Raw genomic sequence first — 14,832 nt, 5'->3', positions numbered from 1 at the left:
GCGCTCATCGCGGCAGCGCCGGCGAAGCGGCGCTCCCGCCGAGGTGCGCGACGCCCGTCGTCCCGCCGGCGAGCCCCGCGGCGACGATCCCGTCGATGCGCTCCGCGGCCTCCGCGTAGCCGAGCCCCTCCGGCCGGACGTTCGAGACGCAGCTCCGCTCGGCGTCGGTCCGGCCCGGTTGCGGCGCGAGCGTGAGGTAGACGCCGAGGCTATCCGGTGACGAGAGCCCGGGACGCTCGCCGACGAGCACCGCGACGAGCCTCGCCCCGAGGCGCGCGCCGACCTCGTCGCCGAGCGCGACCCGCGCCTGGAGCGCGATCACCACCGGGACGCCCGTCCATCGCTCCGAAGCCCGGGCCGCGAGCGCCGCGAGGAGCGGCGGCGCGTGCCGCACGACGGCGATCGCCGAGAGCCCGTCGGCGAGCACGACGGCCACCGGCGGCGGTGGATCCGGCGCCGGCGCGAGGGCGGCGGCGGACGCCGCGTCGAGGCGGCGCCCGAGATCCGGGCGGAGGAGGTAGGTCGCCCGGTCCGGCGCGGCGCTGCGGACGAGCCGCGGGGCGTGGTCGAGGGCGCGGAGCGCCGCCTCGAGCCCCGGGGCGTCCAGCGCCGCGTGCACCGCGTCGCGCGCCCGCGCGTGCGCGAGCCCGAGGCGGAGCAGCTCGCGCGTGGGCAGCGCCGGTCCGGCGCGGCCGAGCCCGATGCGGGCGGGCGTGAAGCGGCGGAGCGCCGCGAGCGGGCCGCCGGGCGGCAGGTCCAGCGGGTCGGGATCGCCGCTCACGACGCGGCGACCTCTCGCGCCGCGGCGAGGAGCCGGCTCCCGGCGGCCGGGGGGATCGGCATCCCCGCGTCGTCGACGAGCTCCATCCGCGCGAGCCACGCCTCGAACTCGGGCGCGCGCCGGAGGCCGAGCACGCTCCGGAGGTACAGCGCGTCGTGGAACGACGTGCTCTGGTACCCGAGCATGACGTCGTCCGCGCCCGGCACGCCCATCACGTACGCCACGCCGGCGACGCCGAGCATCGTGAGCAGCACGTCCGTGTCGTCCCCGTCCGCGTCCGCGTGGTTCGTGTAGCAGACGTCCACGCCGAGCGGGAGGCCGAGGAGCTTCCCGCAGAAGTGGTCCTCCAGGCCGGCGCGGACGATCTGCCTCCCGTCCGCGAGGTACTCCGGCCCGATGAACCCCACGACCGAGTTCACGAGCAGCGGATCGAACGCGCGCGCCACGCCGTAGGCCCGGGCCTCGAGCGTCTGCTGGTCGACGCCGTGGTGGGCGTTCGCCGAGAGCGCGCTCCCCTGGCCCGTCTCGAAGTACATCACCTGGTCGCCGACCGTGCCCCGGCGGAGCGATCTCGCCGCGGCGTGCGCCTCGCGGAGGAGCGCGAGGTCCACGCCGAAGCTCCGGTTCGCCGCCTCCGTCCCGGCGATGGACTGGAAGACGAGGTCGACGGGCGCGCCCGCCTCGATGGCGCGGAGCTGCGCGGTGACGTGGGCGAGGACGCAGGTCTGCGTCGGGATCGCGAGCCCCTGGACGAGGCGGTCGAGGAGCCGCCACAGCGCGAGCAGGTCGGGGAGCGCGTCGCCGGCGGGGTTCACGCCGATGACCGCGTCGCCGGCGCCGAGCAGGAGCCCGTCGAGGACCGCGGCCGCGACGCCGCGCGGATCGTCGGTCGGGTGGTTCGGCTGGAGGCGGACCGACAGGCGCCCGGGGAGCCCGATGGTGTCGCGGAACCGGGTCACGACGCGGCACTTCCGGGCCGCGACCACGAGGTCCTGGTTCCGCATGAGCTTCGAGACCGCCGCCGCCATCTCCGGCGTGATCCCGCGCGCCGCACGCGCGAGGTCGTCGGGCCCGGTCGCGTCGTCGAGGAGCCACTCGCGAAACGCGCCCACGGTGAGGTGGGCGATGGGGGCGAACGCGGCCCGGTCGTGCCCGTCGACGACCAGGCGCGTCACCTCGTCGACCTCGTACGGGACCACCGGCTCGGCGAGGAGCGCCGCGAGCGGCAGGTCGGCGAGCGCGCACCGCGCCGCCATCCGCTCCTCCGCGCTCCGCGCCGCGATCCCCGCGAGGTCGTCCCCCGAGCGGTGCGGCGACGCCTTCGCGAGGAGGTCCTTCAGGTCCTCGAACCGCCAGCCGACGCCGCCGACCGTGTGGGCGAAGGGCACTCAGTTCCCCGGATCCGACCCCGGCGCGTCCGCCTCGTCCTCCTCGACGTCCGGTCCGGGCGGCAGGCGGACCATGCGCGCGCGGACGAATTCCCCGTGCCGCTCCTCCTCCGCCCGGAGATCCTGGAACAGCGCGCGGACCTCGGGGTCCTGCACGTGCGGCAGCGCGCCGTCGAAGAAGTCGCGCGCCTTCTCCTCGGCGCGGAGCGCGACCTCCATCGCCTGGCGGGCCGACATGAACACGCGCGGCGTCCCGCGGTCCGGGGCCTCCAGGTCGTCGATCATGTCGCGGGTCACGCTCGTGGTCTGCCCGGCGAAGAGCTGCGCGCGGCGGTCGGAGAGCTGCTTCCGGTGCTTGGCCTCGTTCTGGGCCATCATCCGGAACATGTCCGAGGCGTCGCCCGGGTAGCGCCCGCCGACGATCCGCGTGAACTCCTCGTACCGCTCCTGCGCCTCGTCCTCCATGAGGATGGCAAGGTCGAGGGCGTCCCTGAGCGTCAGCCGCGCGAAGTCGATCCCCTGGGTCATCGCTACCTCCGGTGGCGGGTCCGTACGACGCAGTCCTCGTAACGGGCGCGGCAGCCTGTCGCGAGCGGAGCGCCGGCGTCCGGGCGGGGGCCCGGTGGGCCCGGGCGGCGGGCGTGCGGCTCGCGCGCGCCGACGGAAGAATCGGTCCGCCTGGGGACGTTCCCTCCGGGGGGCGCCGACCATAGAGTGGCCGGCGTCTTCGAAAACCGCGCGGGCCGCCGACCGCTCGCGACGTGCAGGGGGACCAGCGATGCTGCAGAAGCTCCGGAGCGCGGAGGCGTCCGCGCCCCCGGTCATCGACCACGCCCTGCTCGAGCGGACGGTCATCCCGGCCATGCGCGCACTCCTGCGCCTCGGGTACTTCAAGCTCGAGGTCGAGGGGGCGGAGCACCTGCCGCGCGACGGCCGGGTCGTGTACGCGATGAACCACGCCGGCTGGTTCCCGCTCGACGGGTTCTTCACGGGCCTCGCGGTGTTCGACGCCATCGGCCCGGACCTCACGCCGTTCTTCGCGGCGCACGACGCCGCGCTCGCCGCCCCGCTGCTCGGGCCGTTCCTTCGCCGCCTCGGCGCCGTGCCGGTCTCGTGGATGAAGCGGCCGGAGAAGCTGCCGCCCCAGATCCGCGCGTGCGGGATCTTCCCGGAGGGCGTCGAGGGGAACTGCAAGCCGTTCTGGAAGGCCTACCGGCAGCGCGCCTGGAAGCGCGGGTTCGTCCGCGTCGCGGCGGCGCTGGATGCGCCGGTCGTACCGGTCGCGGTCCTCGGCGGGGAGGAGAGCCTCCCGGTCGCCTGGACGGTGCGGCGCCTCGAGCCGGTGATCGGGTCGATCCTCGGGCTCCCGCTCTCGCTCGTCCCGCTGCCGGCGCGGTGGAAGATCGTCTTCCACGAGCCCGTCCGGATGGACGGCGTGCGCGACGCGCTCCGCGACCCCGACTACCAGGGCGCGATGGCCGCGCGCGTCCGGGCGACGGTGCAGGCGACGCTCGACCGGAACGCGGCGGGGAAGCCCCTCGCGCGGCTCTCGGCGCTCGTGGAGAGCGCGGCGCACGTCGCGGAGGCGGTGCCGCTCGTCCGGCGGCCGCCGCTCCGCGCTCCGCGCGCCCCCCGGGGCCGGCACCGCGCCGCAGGGGCGTGAGGCTCAGTACACCGAGAGCAGCTCGATCTCGAACACGAGCGTCGCGTTCGGCGGGATCTCCGGCGGCGCCCCGCGCGCACCGTACGCGAGGTCGGCCGCGAGCGTCAGCTTGCGCTTGCCGCCGACCTTCATGCCGGCGACGCCCCGATCCCAGCCCTCGATGACCTCGCCGGCGCCGAGCCGGAACGAGAACGGGCTGCCGCCCACCGACGAGTCGAACTGCTTCCCGTCGGTGAGCCAGCCCGTGTAGTGCACCTCGACGGTCTTGTCCCGGACCGCCTCCGGTCCCTTGCCCTTCACGAGGTCCTCGATCTGCGGCTTCGACATGGCGCGCTCCCGTTTCGGACGAGAAGGCGCGAATCGTAGCCGCGCCGCCCGCCTCGCGCCACGTCAGCGGATCGCGAACGTCACCTCGACCTGCCCCGAGACCTCGACCTCGCCGGGCGACACGGGCGCCTCGCCACCCTCCCTCGCCACCGCCCGCATCATCGGGATCGGTCGCGGCGCCGCGGCGGCCTCGTCCACCGAGAGGACGTCGCCGAGCCCCACGCCCGCCGCCTTCGCGATCGCCTCCGCCTTGGCGCGCGCGTCGCCCACGGCCCGGGCGAGCGCCTCCCGGCGCTGCGGCGCCGGATCCTCCTTCTCGAAGGAGAGGCCGCGCAGCGTGTTCGCGCCGGCCGCGACGACGCGATCGAGCACCGCCCCGAGCCGCGAGACGTCCCGAACCTTCACCCGGACCTCGTCGACGACCGTGTAGCCGGTGATCGGCCCCGGGCTCCCGTCCTTCCACGGCCGGTTCACGGTGACGTCGTGGCGCGTCGTCTGGACGTCCTTCTCGGCGATGCCGGCCTGCGCGAGCGCCTGGAGCAGCCGCTTCTGCTGGGCGGCGGCGTCGGCCGTGACCTTCCCGAGGTCCTTCCCGGTCGACTCCACGCCCGCGTCGACGACGGCGAGGTCCGGCCGGACCGCGACCTTCCCTTCGCCGGTCACGCTGATGGCGCGCGGGCCGAGGGCGGGAGGCCACGCCGGCGCCGGCTCCCGGGGCGGGACCTGGACCTGGGCGGCGGGCGCGACGGGGAGGGCGAGGAGCACTGCGAGGAGCACGGCACGGTTCACGGGGACCTCCGGTGGTGTCGGCCGTAGCAACGCGCGTCCGGTGAAATCGATCCAGCCCCTCGCGGGGGCGCGGCGCAGCGCCGGCGTGGGTAGAATGCGGCCCGTGGAAGCGCTGCTCGATCGCGGGAACCCGCTCCACTGGGTGGTGGTCGTGGTGCTGCTCGTCTCCGGCGCGGCCTGCGCCTGGATCGGCGTGCGCGACGGGTTCGTGCGCCGGACCATGTCGACGAGCGGCGGGCGGCTCGTCGGCGGGAAGGCGGTCGCGGCCGGGGTCCTGTACGTCGTCACCGGCCTCGCGGGCGTCGCCGGGGCGCTCGCGTTCCTGCTCCGCTGAGCGACGGCGCCGGGCGCCCGCTGGGCTCGATCCGGCGCGGCCTCCGTGTATAGTGAGGTGCGGTCCTTCGGGACCTCGACCACAGCGGACGGCTGAGCGGCCGGCGGATCGGGAGGCGATCCGGCGGGCGGGGGCGCGTCGTCCCAGGAGCACGCCGTGATCCAGATCTACGACACGACCCTCCGCGACGGGACGCAGCGCGAGGGCATCTCCCTCTCGTGCGACGACAAGCTCCGGATCGCGCGCCGCCTCGACGAGCTCGGCGTCACGTTCATCGAGGGGGGCTGGCCCGGGTCGAACCCGAAGGACGCCGAGTTCTTCGAGCGCGCCCGCGACATCCCCTGGCAGCACGCCAAGATCGCGGCGTTCGGCTCGACCTGCCGCGTGAACGGCGGGCCCGAGGACGACGCCAACATCCAGGCGCTCCTCGAGGCGCGCACGCCGGTCTGCACCGTCGTGGGCAAGACCTGGACCCTCCACGTCTCGGAGGTGCTCCGCACCACGCGGGAGGAGAACCTCCGCATCATCGAGAAGAGCCTCGCCTACCTCCGGGCCCAGGGGCGCCGGGTCGTCTACGACGCCGAGCACTTCTTCGACGGCTACCGCGCGGATCCCGAGTACGCCCTCGAGACGCTCCGGGCCGCGGTGAAGGGCGGGGCCGAGACGCTCGTCCTCTGCGACACGAACGGCGGCTCGCTCCCGTGGCAGATCGGCGAGATCGTCCGGAAGGTCCAGGCGGCCGTCCGCCACCCGCTCGGCGTCCACTGCCACAACGACTCCGAGTGCGCCGTCGCGAACTCCCTCGCCGCCGTCCACGAGGGCGCGGTCCAGGTGCAGGGCACGGTGAACGGCTACGGCGAGCGCTGCGGCAACGCGAACCTCTCCTCGATCGTGCCCGCCCTCGAGCTGAAGATGGGCCTCCGCTGCCTCCCCGAGGGGAAGCTCAAGACGCTCTTCGAGGTCGCGCACTTCGTCGCCGAGGTCGCGAACCTCGCGCCCGACGAGCACCTCGCGTACGTCGGCAAGTCCGCCTTCGCGCACAAGGGCGGCATCCACGTCGCGGCGATGCGCCGGAGCGAGACCTCGTACCAGCACGTCGATCCTGCGCTCGTCGGCAACCAGATGCGCGTGGTGGTGTCCGAGCTCTCGGGCCGCGGCAACCTGCTCTCGAAGGCGGAGGAGTGGGGGCTGAAGGTCGGCGAGGGTACCGACGTCGCCGCGGTGCTGAACGACATCAAGGCCCTCGAGGCGAAGGGCTTCTCCTTCGAGGCGGCCGAGGCGTCGGTCGCGCTCATGTTCGCGCGCCGCAAGCCCGGCTACCGCCCGCCCTACGAGCTCGTGGACTTCCTCGTGGCCGTCGAGCACCGCAGCGGCCGCGGGCTCTTCGCCGAGGCCATGGTGAAGGTCCGGGTCGAGGGCGAGGTGCACCACACCGCCGCCGAGGGCGACGGCCCCGTCGACGCGCTCGACGCGGCGCTCCGGAAGGCGCTCGCCGGCCGCTTCCCGCAGATCGCGGACCTGCACCTCTCCGACTACAAGGTCCGCATCCTGGACGGGAAGAACGGGACCGCGGCGGTCACCCGCGTCCTCATCGACATGCAGAAGGGCAAGCGCCGCTGGAGCACCGTCGGCGCGAGCCCCAACATCATCGAGGCGAGCTGGATCGCCCTCGTCGACGCGGTCGAGTACGGGCTCACGCTCGCCGACAACTAGAGAACGGAGAACGAGAAGCGACATGAACGCGAAGATCGTGGTGCTGCCGGGGGACGGGATCGGGCCGGAGGTGACGGAGCAGGCGGTCCGGGTGCTGCAGGTCGTCGCGCGGAAGGAGGGCCATTCCTTCGCCTTCTCCGAGCGGCTCATGGGCGGCTGCTCCATCGACGCCCACGGCGTCGCCCTCACGGACGAGGTCCTCGCCGACTGCAAGGCGTCGAGCGCGGTGCTCCTCGGCGCGGTCGGCGGCCCGAAGTGGGACGACCCCACCGCGAAGGTCCGCCCGGAGCAGGGGCTCCTCGGCCTGCGCAAGGGGCTCGGCGTCTTCGCGAACCTGCGGCCGGTGCGCGTCCACCCCGCGCTGGTCGACTCCTCGCCGATCAAGGCGGACCGGCTCGCCGGCGTCGACATCCTCGTCATCCGCGAGCTCACCGGCGGCCTCTACTTCGGGCAGCCGAAGGGACGGGACACGAGGAACGGCGCGGAGCGCGCGTTCGACACGCTCGAGTACTCGGACTTCGAGGTGCGCCGCGTGGTCGAGCTCGCGTTCCGGCTCGCGAAGGGCCGCAAGAAGAAGGTGACGAGCGTCGACAAGGCGAACGTCCTCGAGTCGTCGCGCCTGTGGCGGCAGATCGCGACGGCGATCGGCAAGGCGAACCCGGACGTCGCGCTCGACCACATGCTCGTCGACACCGCCTCGATGCGCCTCGTGACGAGCCCCGCGACCATGGACGTCGTCGTCACCGAGAACATGTTCGGCGACATCCTCACCGACGAGGCGTCGGTGCTCGCGGGCTCGATGGGCATGCTCCCGTCCGCGTCCATCGGCGCGACGGGCCCCGGCCTGTACGAGCCGATCCACGGCTCGGCGCCGGACATCGCGGGGAAGGGGATCGCGAACCCGGTGGGCACGATCCTCTCGGCCGCGATGCTCCTCCGGCACTCGCTCGGGCTCGAGGCGGAGGCGGCGTCCGTCGAGCGCGCCGTCGATCAGGCGATCACCGACGGCTGCCGCACGGGCGACCTCGGCGGCAAGCTCGGGACGAAGGCGATGGCCGACGAGATCGTCAAGCGGCTCGAGGCGGGCCGGTAGGCCCCGAACGACCGCGACGGACCCCGCGGGGCCGCCTCCGGGCGGCCCTCGCCGTTTGTGCCCCGGGCGCGCCGCGGGCAGAATCCGGCGCCGTGCCCGCCCCCGCCCGCGCCCTCGCGTCGCCCGAGCCCGCCGCGCCGGAGCGGCCGTCGCAGGCGCCGCGCCCAGGGGGGCTCCCAGCCGGGAACATCCGGACCCTCGACGGCCTCCGCGGCGTCGCCATCGGCGGCGTCCTCGCGTGCCACTTCCTGAACGCGTGGCCCGGCGACGGCGTATGGGACCGGCGCCTCGTCGCCGCGCTCGGCCTCGGCTGGACCGGCGTCGACCTCTTCTTCGTCCTCTCCGGGTTCCTCATCACCGGGATCCTGGTCGACACGCTCCAGCGCGACGAGCAGGGGCGGGCGCTGCCCTCGTGGGGGTGGTGGTCGTCCTTCCTCGTCCGTCGCGCGCTCCGGATCTTCCCGCTCTACTACGCGGCGCTCTCGGTGTTCGGCCTCGCCGGCCCCGCGCTCGGCCTCGTGGACCCGTGGACCTTCGGCCGGTGGGGCTGGTGGTACTGGAGCTACCTCGGGAACTGGGCGTACCCGGCGCACCAGGTCATCCCCGCGCTCTCGCACTTCTGGTCGCTCGCCGTCGAGGAGCAGTTCTACGTCGTCTGGCCCGCGGTCGTGCTCGTCGCGGCGCGACGGCGCCTCGTGCCGCTCGGCTTTACCGCGGGCGCCCTCGTCGCGGCCGGGCCCGCGCTCCGGGCCGCGATCGCGACGTCGGGGTGGCCGGTCGGCACCGCGTACCGGGTGACGCCGGGCCGCCTCGACGCCCTCGCCGCGGGCGCGCTCCTCGCGGTGCTGCTCCGGTCGGAGTCGGGCCGCGCCGCTGCCCGGCGGGCCTGGCCGTGGGCGGCGCTGGCCGGCGCGGCGGCGTTCGTCGCGCTCGGCGCGCCGCGCGGCTTCGACATGCACGACCGCGCGCTCGAGATCTGGAGCCACACCGGCCTCGCGCTCGCCGCCGGCGGCCTCGTGGCCGGGGCGGTCCTCGCGGAGGGCACGCGCGGCGCGCTCGCCCGCGTGCTCGCCGCGGCGCCACTCCGGGCGCTCGGGCGGTACAGCTACGGCCTCTACGTCGTGCACTACCCCGTGCACGTCGGCGCGCTCCGAGCGCTCCGGTCGACGCCGGCTGGCGCCGCGCTCCTCGCGAGCCGGGCGGGCTACGCCACGTACGTCGCGGGCGCCGCGCTCGCGAGCCTCGCGCTCGCGTGGGTCACCTGGCGTGCCATCGAGCGCCCGTTCCTCCTGGCGAAGGAGCGGCTGGCGCCTCGCACGGCCGGTCGCGTCGGGTAAGCGAAAATTCTAGGGGGATCCCGGGTTCCTTCCCGCGCCCGTTCCGTGCGACATTCCGCCGCCCCATGGACGTACGGTGCTTCTACGGACGGTTCGTGAACGCGATCCTCGCGTACCTCGCGCCGCGGCTCGGCCCGGACGCGCGCGCGGGCCTCGTCGCGGCGGGGATCGACCCCGACTCGCCGCACGACATCTACCGGGCCTCCACGTTCTACGCGGCGCTCCCGGTGCTCGCGGCCGCGGTCGCGCCCGGCGCAGACCCGGACGCCGCGGAGCTCGCGCTCGGCCGCGAGGTCCCGGCCGCGTACGCCGGGAGCGAGCTCGGGCGCGGGCTCGTCGGCTACTTCGCGCAGCTCGGCGTCCGGGCGACGCTCCTCGAGGCCCAGACGTTCTTCCGGACCGGCGGCAATTTCATCCAGGTCCGGGCGACGCCGCTCGGCGAGCGCTGCATCCGCCTGCACCTCCGCGGCACGGGAGGCTACCCGCACTTCTACCGGGGCGTCCTCGAGGGCGCATACCACCACTCTGGAGAGACCACCGTCCGCGCCGCGCTCGTGGAGCACACGGCGGACGCCGCGACCTTCGACGTCACCTGGTGAGCGCGGGAGCGCCGGCGGCGGGTCGCCGCGGCGCGCCCGAAACCGGACCGCTCCGGGCGAAAATTCCGTCGCGATCTCGCCCGCCTTCGACATCGACACCGGCCGCCCGGTCGTGGTTTCCTTGCGCCCCCGGCATACACGGCACCGCGGCACCGGTTCACCCCGTGCCGCCCGCCCTCGACCTCGCGCGAAGGAGAAGACGCCATGGCCACCCCCGAGTTCCGTTACCAGGACCCCTTCCCGCTCGGGAAGGACACGACCAAGTACCGGCTGCTGACGAAGGAGGGCGTCTCCGTCGCGCAGTTCGACGGGAAGGAGATCCTCAAGGTCGAGCCCTCCGCGCTGACCCGGCTCGCGAAGGAGGCGATGCGCGAGGTGTCGTTCTTCCTTCGCGCGGACCACAACGAGTCCGTCGCGAAGATCCTCTCCGATCCCGAGGCCTCGCAGAACGACAAGGGCGTCGCGATGGCGTTCCTCAAGAACGCCGAGATCGCGGCCCGCGGCGAGCTGCCCATCTGCCAGGACACCGGCACGGCGACGATCATCGCGAAGAAGGGCCAGCAGGTCTGGACCGGCGCGAAGGACGAGAAGTACCTGTCCGAGGGCGTCTACCTCACGTACACGGGCGAGAACCTGCGCTACTCGCAGACCGTCGCGCTGAACATGTACGACGAGGTCAACACCGGCACGAACCTGCCGGCGCAGATCGACCTCTACGCGACCGACGGCGCCGAGTACAAGTTCCTCTTCATCGCCAAGGGCGGCGGGTCCGCGAACAAGACGATGCTGTACCAGGAGACGAAGGCCCTCCTCGCGCCCGACAAGCTCGAGAAGTTCCTCGTCGACAAGATGAAGTACCTCGGCACCGCCGCGTGCCCGCCGTACCACATCGCCATCGTGATCGGCGGCACCTCCGCCGATCAGTGCGTGAAGACGGTGAAGATGGCGTCGGCCAAGTACTACGACGCGCTCCCCACCGAGGGGAACAAGGACGGCCAGGCGTTCCGCGACCTCGCCCTCGAGAAGCGGCTGCTCGAGAAGGCGTACGGCCTCGGCATCGGCGCCCAGTTCGGCGGCAAGTACTTCGCCCACGACGTCCGCGTGGTCCGCCTGCCGCGGCACGGCGCGTCCTGCCCCGTCGCGATGGCGGTCTCCTGCTCCGCCGATCGCAACGTGAAGGCGAAGATCAACAAGGACGGGATCTGGCTCGAGGAGCTCGATCACGACCCGTCCCGCCTGATCCCGCTCGAGATGAAGAAGGGGAAGCACGACCACGGCGTCCGGATCGACCTGAACAAGCCGATGAAGGAGATCCTGGCCGAGCTCTCGAAGCACCCGGTCTCGACGCCGCTCCTCCTCACGGGCACCATCGTCGTCGGACGCGACATCGCCCACGCGAAGTTCAAGGAGCTCATCGACGCGGGGAAGCCCGTGCCGGAGTACCTCCTCAAGCACCCGATCTACTACGCGGGCCCCGCGAAGACGCCGCCCGGCAAGGCCTCGGGCTCCTTCGGCCCGACCACCGCCGGCCGCATGGACAGCTACGTGGACCTGCTCCAGTCGCACGGTGCCTCGATGGTGATGATCGCCAAGGGGAACCGCAGCCAGCAGGTCACCGACGCGTGCAAGAAGCACGGCGGCTTCTACCTCGGCTCGATCGGCGGCCCCGCCGCGGTGCTCGCCGAGGAGAACATCAAGAAGGTGGAGTGCATCGACTTCCCCGAGCTGGGCATGGAGGCGGTCTGGAAGATCAACGTCGTCGACTTCCCCGCGTTCATCCTCGTCGACGACAAGGGGAACGACTTCTTCAAGAAGCTGGGCGTGTAGCTCCGCGCTCGATCGCCGCTCCGGGACCCCGGTGGCCGCCCGCCGCCGGGGTCTCGCCTTCTCGGGCGGTCACGCCGGAGGCGGCGGTCTCCGAGGCGGTCGCGCGGCGTCGACCGCGAAGTACGCCGTGGCGTCGCGGAGCTCGTCCGCGCGCGCGCGGAGGCTCTGGGCCGTCGCGGCGATCCGGTCGGCGGCGCCGGCGTTGCGCTGCGTCGTCTCGTTGAGGCCGTCGACCATGCCCCGGATCTGGGCGGCGCCGCCGGCCTGCTCGCGGCTCGAGGCGGCGATCTCGCGGACCAGCTCGGCCGTTCGCTGGATCTCCGGGACCAGGCGAGCCAGCCGCTCTCCCGCGTGCTCCGCGACGACGGCGCTCGCGGTGGACAGCTCGCCGATCTCGGCTGCCGCGACCCGGCTCCGCTCGGCGAGCTTGCGAACCTCGCTCGCCACCACCGCGAACCCCTTGCCCTCCGCGCCGGCGCGGGCCGCCTCGATCGCGGCGTTGAGCGCGAGGAGGTTCGTCTGCCGTGCGATGTCGTCCACCACCTCGATCCGCTCGGCGATGCGCTTCATCGCCTCGACGGCCTCGCGCACGGCGCGCCCGCCGTCCTCCGCGGCGCGCGCCGACTCCGCCGCGAGCCGCTCGGTCACCTCCGCGCTCTCCGCGTTCCGGTCGACGGAGGCGCTGATCTGGGCCACCGTCGCGGACGCCTCCTCGGCGGCGGCAGCCTGCTCCGAAACGCCGCGCGAGATGACGACCGCACCGCCGTCCAGCTCGCCGCTGCCGTCCGCGACGGCGACCGCTGCGCCCTGCACGCGCGACGCCACCTCCCTCAGCCGCGCCACCATGTCCTTCAGCGCCGCCAGGACCCGCCCCGCTTCGTCCATGCGCTCCACCGCGATGTGCACGGTCAGGTCTCCGCCCGCGACCCGAGCCGAGACGCGCACCGCCTCGTCGAGGGCCGAGAAGCTCCGCCGGAGCGCTCCGTAGACGAGGGCGCCCGCGAACGCCAGCATGGACGCGAAGAGCGCCACGAGGAGGAGCACGTTCCGCGTCGCCGCGGAGAACAGCGGCGTGTGATCGCGGGAGAAGAGCAGCACGCCGGCGGGGTCGCCCGCGGCGTCGCGCAGCGGCCCCGCCCCGACGACGATCCGCCGTCCGCCGTCATCGACGAGCCGCACGATCGTGCCGGACTCGGCCAGGTCGAGGTTCACGGCGCGGGCGAGCCGCGTCGCGAGCGCCGCGTCCGTGCCGTGCAGCAGGCGCCGGCCTCCCACCGGGTCGCCCTTCACGTCCGCCTGCTTCGCCGCGAGGTAGCGCTCGTCGAGGAGCAGCGCGACCTCCGCGCCGGTGAGGGCGCGCGTCCGCGCGAAGAGGTGGTCGATCTCCTCGGCGATCTCGATGTAGCCGAGCAGCGTGCCCGCCTGCCGCACGGGGAGGACCGCCCGCAGCGAGAAGAAGTTCTTGCCCATCTCGATGCCGGACGCGAGCCGGCCGGTGTCGCGGGCGCGAAGGTAGGTCGCGCGGGTCAGGACGTCCCCGAACTGCTCCGGCTTGTGCACGCGCAGGATGACGCTCCCGTCCGGCGCGATGAAGTACATGTGCGTGACGTTGTTCCGCTCCCGGAGCTCCCGGAAGAGCGGCGTCGCGACCGCGAGCAGCGCGCCCCGGTCCGCGGCCGCGAGGGGGCCGCGGAGCTCGCCCACGTGGGAGAGCGCGGTGAGCGCGCGAGACAGGCCCTCGGCGTCCGCCTCCACGCTCGCGCCGAACAGGGACACGTTGTTCGCCATCTCGCCGGTGGCGGCCTCGAGCAGCTGCCGCTCCTGCGCCCGGAAGGCGAAGGCGCCCACCGCGACGACGGTCGCGGCGAGGACCCCGCCGAGCGTGAGCAGGAGGCGGCTCTTCAGGCTGGTGCTGCGGATCATCGGGCTCCGTATCGGGCAGCCCCCCGGGTGCGACATTCGCCCGGGAGTCCTCGACGCGTCCATCTCGTGAGCGCAGGACAGCGGGCGTGAGTCATCGGCGCCCCTGCGGGTGAAGAGACGCAAGCGTTCGCTCCTGGCCACGATCCTCGGGGGTTCCCGACCCGTGCTTGCGGTACGATGCGGGGACCCCACGAGACGCGGACCGCGCCGCGAAGGCGCTCAAGGAGCACGAATGCTCGTAAGGCAGGTGCCACGCACCGGCGAGTCCGTCCCGGCGCTCGGCCTCGGGACCTGGCACAACACGTGGCACGCGTTCGGCGAGGGCCGCGCGGGCGCGGACCGGGCCGCGATGGCTGACCTGCTCGGCGTCTTCTTCCGGGGCGGCGGGAGTGTCCTCGACAGCTCGCCGGCGCACGCGGGCGCGGAGGCGGCCCTCGGCGGCCTCCTGCGGGACATCGAGGGGATGGTGAGCCCGTTCGTCGCGACGAAGATCCGCGTCACCGGCCGGCGCGAGGGCGAGGCGCAGCTCGCGGCGGCGCTCGACCGCCTCGGGCGAGTGGACCTCATGCAGGTCCAGAACCTCATCGACGTCCGGACGCACCTCCCCACGCTGCGCGCGGCGAAGGAGGCGGGTCGGATCCGCTACATCGGCGTGACCCATTTCTCGCCGGGCGCGTTCGACGCCATCGAGGCGCTCGTCCGCGCGGGGGAGGTGGACTTCGTCCAGATCCCCTACTCGCTGCACGCGCGCGCCGCGGAGGGCCGGCTGCTCCCGCTCGCCGCGGAGAAGGGGACGGCGGTGATCGTGATGCTGCCGTTCGAGGCGGGCGGGCTGTTCGCGCAGCTCCGCGGGCGCGCGCTGCCTCCCTGGGCGGCCGAGCTCGGATGCACGACCTGGGCGCAGCTCCTCCTCAAGTTCGTGCTCTCTCACCCGGCGGTCACGTGCGTCATCCCGGCGACCGGCCGGCGCGAGCACCTCGAGGACAACATGCGCGCCGGCGAGGGGCGCCTGCCCGACGAGGCGCTCCGCGCGCGCATGATCCGCGAGCTCGGCTGAC

General features: G+C 73.9%; 14 protein-coding genes. 8 read left to right on the top strand and 6 right to left on the bottom strand.

Going from position 1 to position 14,832, the window contains the following annotated elements; all coding sequences use genetic code 11:
• Positions 1-4 precede the first annotated feature (4 nt).
• Genes eutC through AMOR_RS00300 form a run of 3 tightly spaced genes read right to left on the bottom strand, consistent with a single transcriptional unit; the run spans position 5 to position 2,697 of the window.
• Positions 5-781 carry an ethanolamine ammonia-lyase subunit EutC gene (eutC, locus tag AMOR_RS00310; protein WP_248357430.1) on the bottom strand — a complete coding sequence of 259 codons (777 nt, stop codon included), beginning with the start codon at positions 779-781 and terminating at the stop codon, positions 5-7.
• Entirely contained in the window at positions 778-2,169 is a 1,392-nt protein-coding gene (locus AMOR_RS00305; RefSeq protein WP_248357428.1) for an ethanolamine ammonia-lyase subunit EutB, read from the bottom strand. Before AMOR_RS00305 ends, eutC begins: the two co-directional genes overlap by 4 nt.
• Positions 2,170-2,697, bottom strand: coding sequence for a ferritin-like domain-containing protein (locus AMOR_RS00300; RefSeq protein ID WP_248357427.1), 528 nt, complete (start codon positions 2,695-2,697; stop codon positions 2,170-2,172). It abuts the gene before it with no gap.
• A gap of 250 nt (positions 2,698-2,947) precedes the next feature.
• Between AMOR_RS00300 and AMOR_RS00295 the strand changes: the two genes are divergently transcribed.
• The gene (locus AMOR_RS00295) at positions 2,948-3,832 is read left to right on the top strand and encodes a 1-acyl-sn-glycerol-3-phosphate acyltransferase (RefSeq protein WP_248357426.1); all 885 of its coding nucleotides are present in this window, start codon (positions 2,948-2,950) and stop codon (positions 3,830-3,832) included.
• Positions 3,833-3,835: 3 nt separating this feature from the next.
• On the opposite strand, the gene AMOR_RS00290 is transcribed toward AMOR_RS00295, so the two are convergent.
• On the bottom strand, positions 3,836-4,159 hold the full coding sequence (locus AMOR_RS00290) for an FKBP-type peptidyl-prolyl cis-trans isomerase (RefSeq protein WP_248357425.1): 324 nt from the start codon (positions 4,157-4,159) through the stop codon (positions 3,836-3,838).
• A gap of 63 nt (positions 4,160-4,222) precedes the next feature.
• Positions 4,223-4,948: an SIMPL domain-containing protein gene (locus AMOR_RS00285; protein ID WP_248357424.1), complete on the bottom strand. Its 726-nt coding sequence runs from the start codon at positions 4,946-4,948 to the stop codon at positions 4,223-4,225.
• Positions 4,949-5,042: 94 nt separating this feature from the next.
• On the opposite strand from AMOR_RS00285, the gene AMOR_RS00280 reads away from it, so the two are divergent.
• From AMOR_RS00280 to AMOR_RS00255, 6 genes are all read left to right on the top strand, one after another.
• Entirely contained in the window at positions 5,043-5,282 is a 240-nt protein-coding gene (locus AMOR_RS00280; protein ID WP_248362644.1) for a hypothetical protein, read from the top strand.
• Positions 5,283-5,438: 156 nt separating this feature from the next.
• A complete protein-coding gene (gene cimA / locus AMOR_RS00275) occupies positions 5,439-6,995 on the top strand; it encodes a citramalate synthase (protein WP_248357422.1) in 1,557 nt (518 codons plus the stop codon).
• A 22-nt stretch (positions 6,996-7,017) separates the two neighbouring features.
• Positions 7,018-8,088 carry a 3-isopropylmalate dehydrogenase gene (leuB, locus tag AMOR_RS00270; RefSeq protein WP_248357421.1) on the top strand — a complete coding sequence of 357 codons (1,071 nt, stop codon included), beginning with the start codon at positions 7,018-7,020 and terminating at the stop codon, positions 8,086-8,088.
• Positions 8,089-8,180: 92 nt separating this feature from the next.
• Complete coding sequence (locus AMOR_RS00265; RefSeq protein WP_248357420.1) at positions 8,181-9,425, top strand: acyltransferase family protein; 1,245 nt, start codon at positions 8,181-8,183, stop codon at positions 9,423-9,425.
• A gap of 65 nt (positions 9,426-9,490) precedes the next feature.
• On the top strand, positions 9,491-10,024 hold the full coding sequence (locus AMOR_RS00260) for a DUF2378 family protein (RefSeq protein ID WP_248357419.1): 534 nt from the start codon (positions 9,491-9,493) through the stop codon (positions 10,022-10,024).
• Between the two features lie 204 nt (positions 10,025-10,228).
• A complete protein-coding gene (locus AMOR_RS00255) occupies positions 10,229-11,851 on the top strand; it encodes a fumarate hydratase (protein ID WP_248357418.1) in 1,623 nt (540 codons plus the stop codon).
• A 69-nt stretch (positions 11,852-11,920) separates the two neighbouring features.
• On the opposite strand, the gene AMOR_RS00250 is transcribed toward AMOR_RS00255, so the two are convergent.
• Complete coding sequence (locus AMOR_RS00250) at positions 11,921-13,774, bottom strand: methyl-accepting chemotaxis protein (RefSeq protein WP_248357417.1); 1,854 nt, start codon at positions 13,772-13,774, stop codon at positions 11,921-11,923.
• A 232-nt stretch (positions 13,775-14,006) separates the two neighbouring features.
• Here AMOR_RS00250 and AMOR_RS00245 point away from each other — a divergent pair, with 232 nt between their 5' ends.
• Positions 14,007-14,831, top strand: a complete 825-nt coding sequence (locus tag AMOR_RS00245; RefSeq protein ID WP_248357416.1) for an aldo/keto reductase — start codon at positions 14,007-14,009, stop codon at positions 14,829-14,831.
• Position 14,832: the final 1 nt, after the last annotated feature.

Source organism: Anaeromyxobacter oryzae, assembly GCF_023169945.1.
In the GTDB taxonomy this organism is placed as follows: domain Bacteria; phylum Myxococcota; class Myxococcia; order Myxococcales; family Anaeromyxobacteraceae; genus Anaeromyxobacter; species Anaeromyxobacter oryzae.
The sequence above is the reverse complement of the archived record's forward strand: the minus strand, read 5'-3'. Positions and strand labels throughout refer to the sequence as shown.

Excerpts from the sequence above, each read along its gene's own strand:
- AMOR_RS00300 (WP_248357427.1), bottom strand. The coding sequence starts at position 2,697 with ATGACCCAGGGGATCGACTTCGCGCGGCTGACGCTCAGGGACGCCCTC.
- AMOR_RS00280 (WP_248362644.1), top strand. The coding sequence starts at position 5,043 with ATGCGGCCCGTGGAAGCGCTGCTCGATCGCGGGAACCCGCTCCACTGG.
- AMOR_RS00295 (WP_248357426.1), top strand. The coding sequence starts at position 2,948 with ATGCTGCAGAAGCTCCGGAGCGCGGAGGCGTCCGCGCCCCCGGTCATC.
- AMOR_RS00290 (WP_248357425.1), bottom strand. The coding sequence starts at position 4,159 with ATGTCGAAGCCGCAGATCGAGGACCTCGTGAAGGGCAAGGGACCGGAG.
- AMOR_RS00260 (WP_248357419.1), top strand. The coding sequence starts at position 9,491 with ATGGACGTACGGTGCTTCTACGGACGGTTCGTGAACGCGATCCTCGCG.
- AMOR_RS00245 (WP_248357416.1), top strand. The coding sequence starts at position 14,007 with ATGCTCGTAAGGCAGGTGCCACGCACCGGCGAGTCCGTCCCGGCGCTC.
- AMOR_RS00250 (WP_248357417.1), bottom strand. The coding sequence starts at position 13,774 with ATGATCCGCAGCACCAGCCTGAAGAGCCGCCTCCTGCTCACGCTCGGC.
- AMOR_RS00255 (WP_248357418.1), top strand. The coding sequence starts at position 10,229 with ATGGCCACCCCCGAGTTCCGTTACCAGGACCCCTTCCCGCTCGGGAAG.
- leuB (WP_248357421.1), top strand. The coding sequence starts at position 7,018 with ATGAACGCGAAGATCGTGGTGCTGCCGGGGGACGGGATCGGGCCGGAG.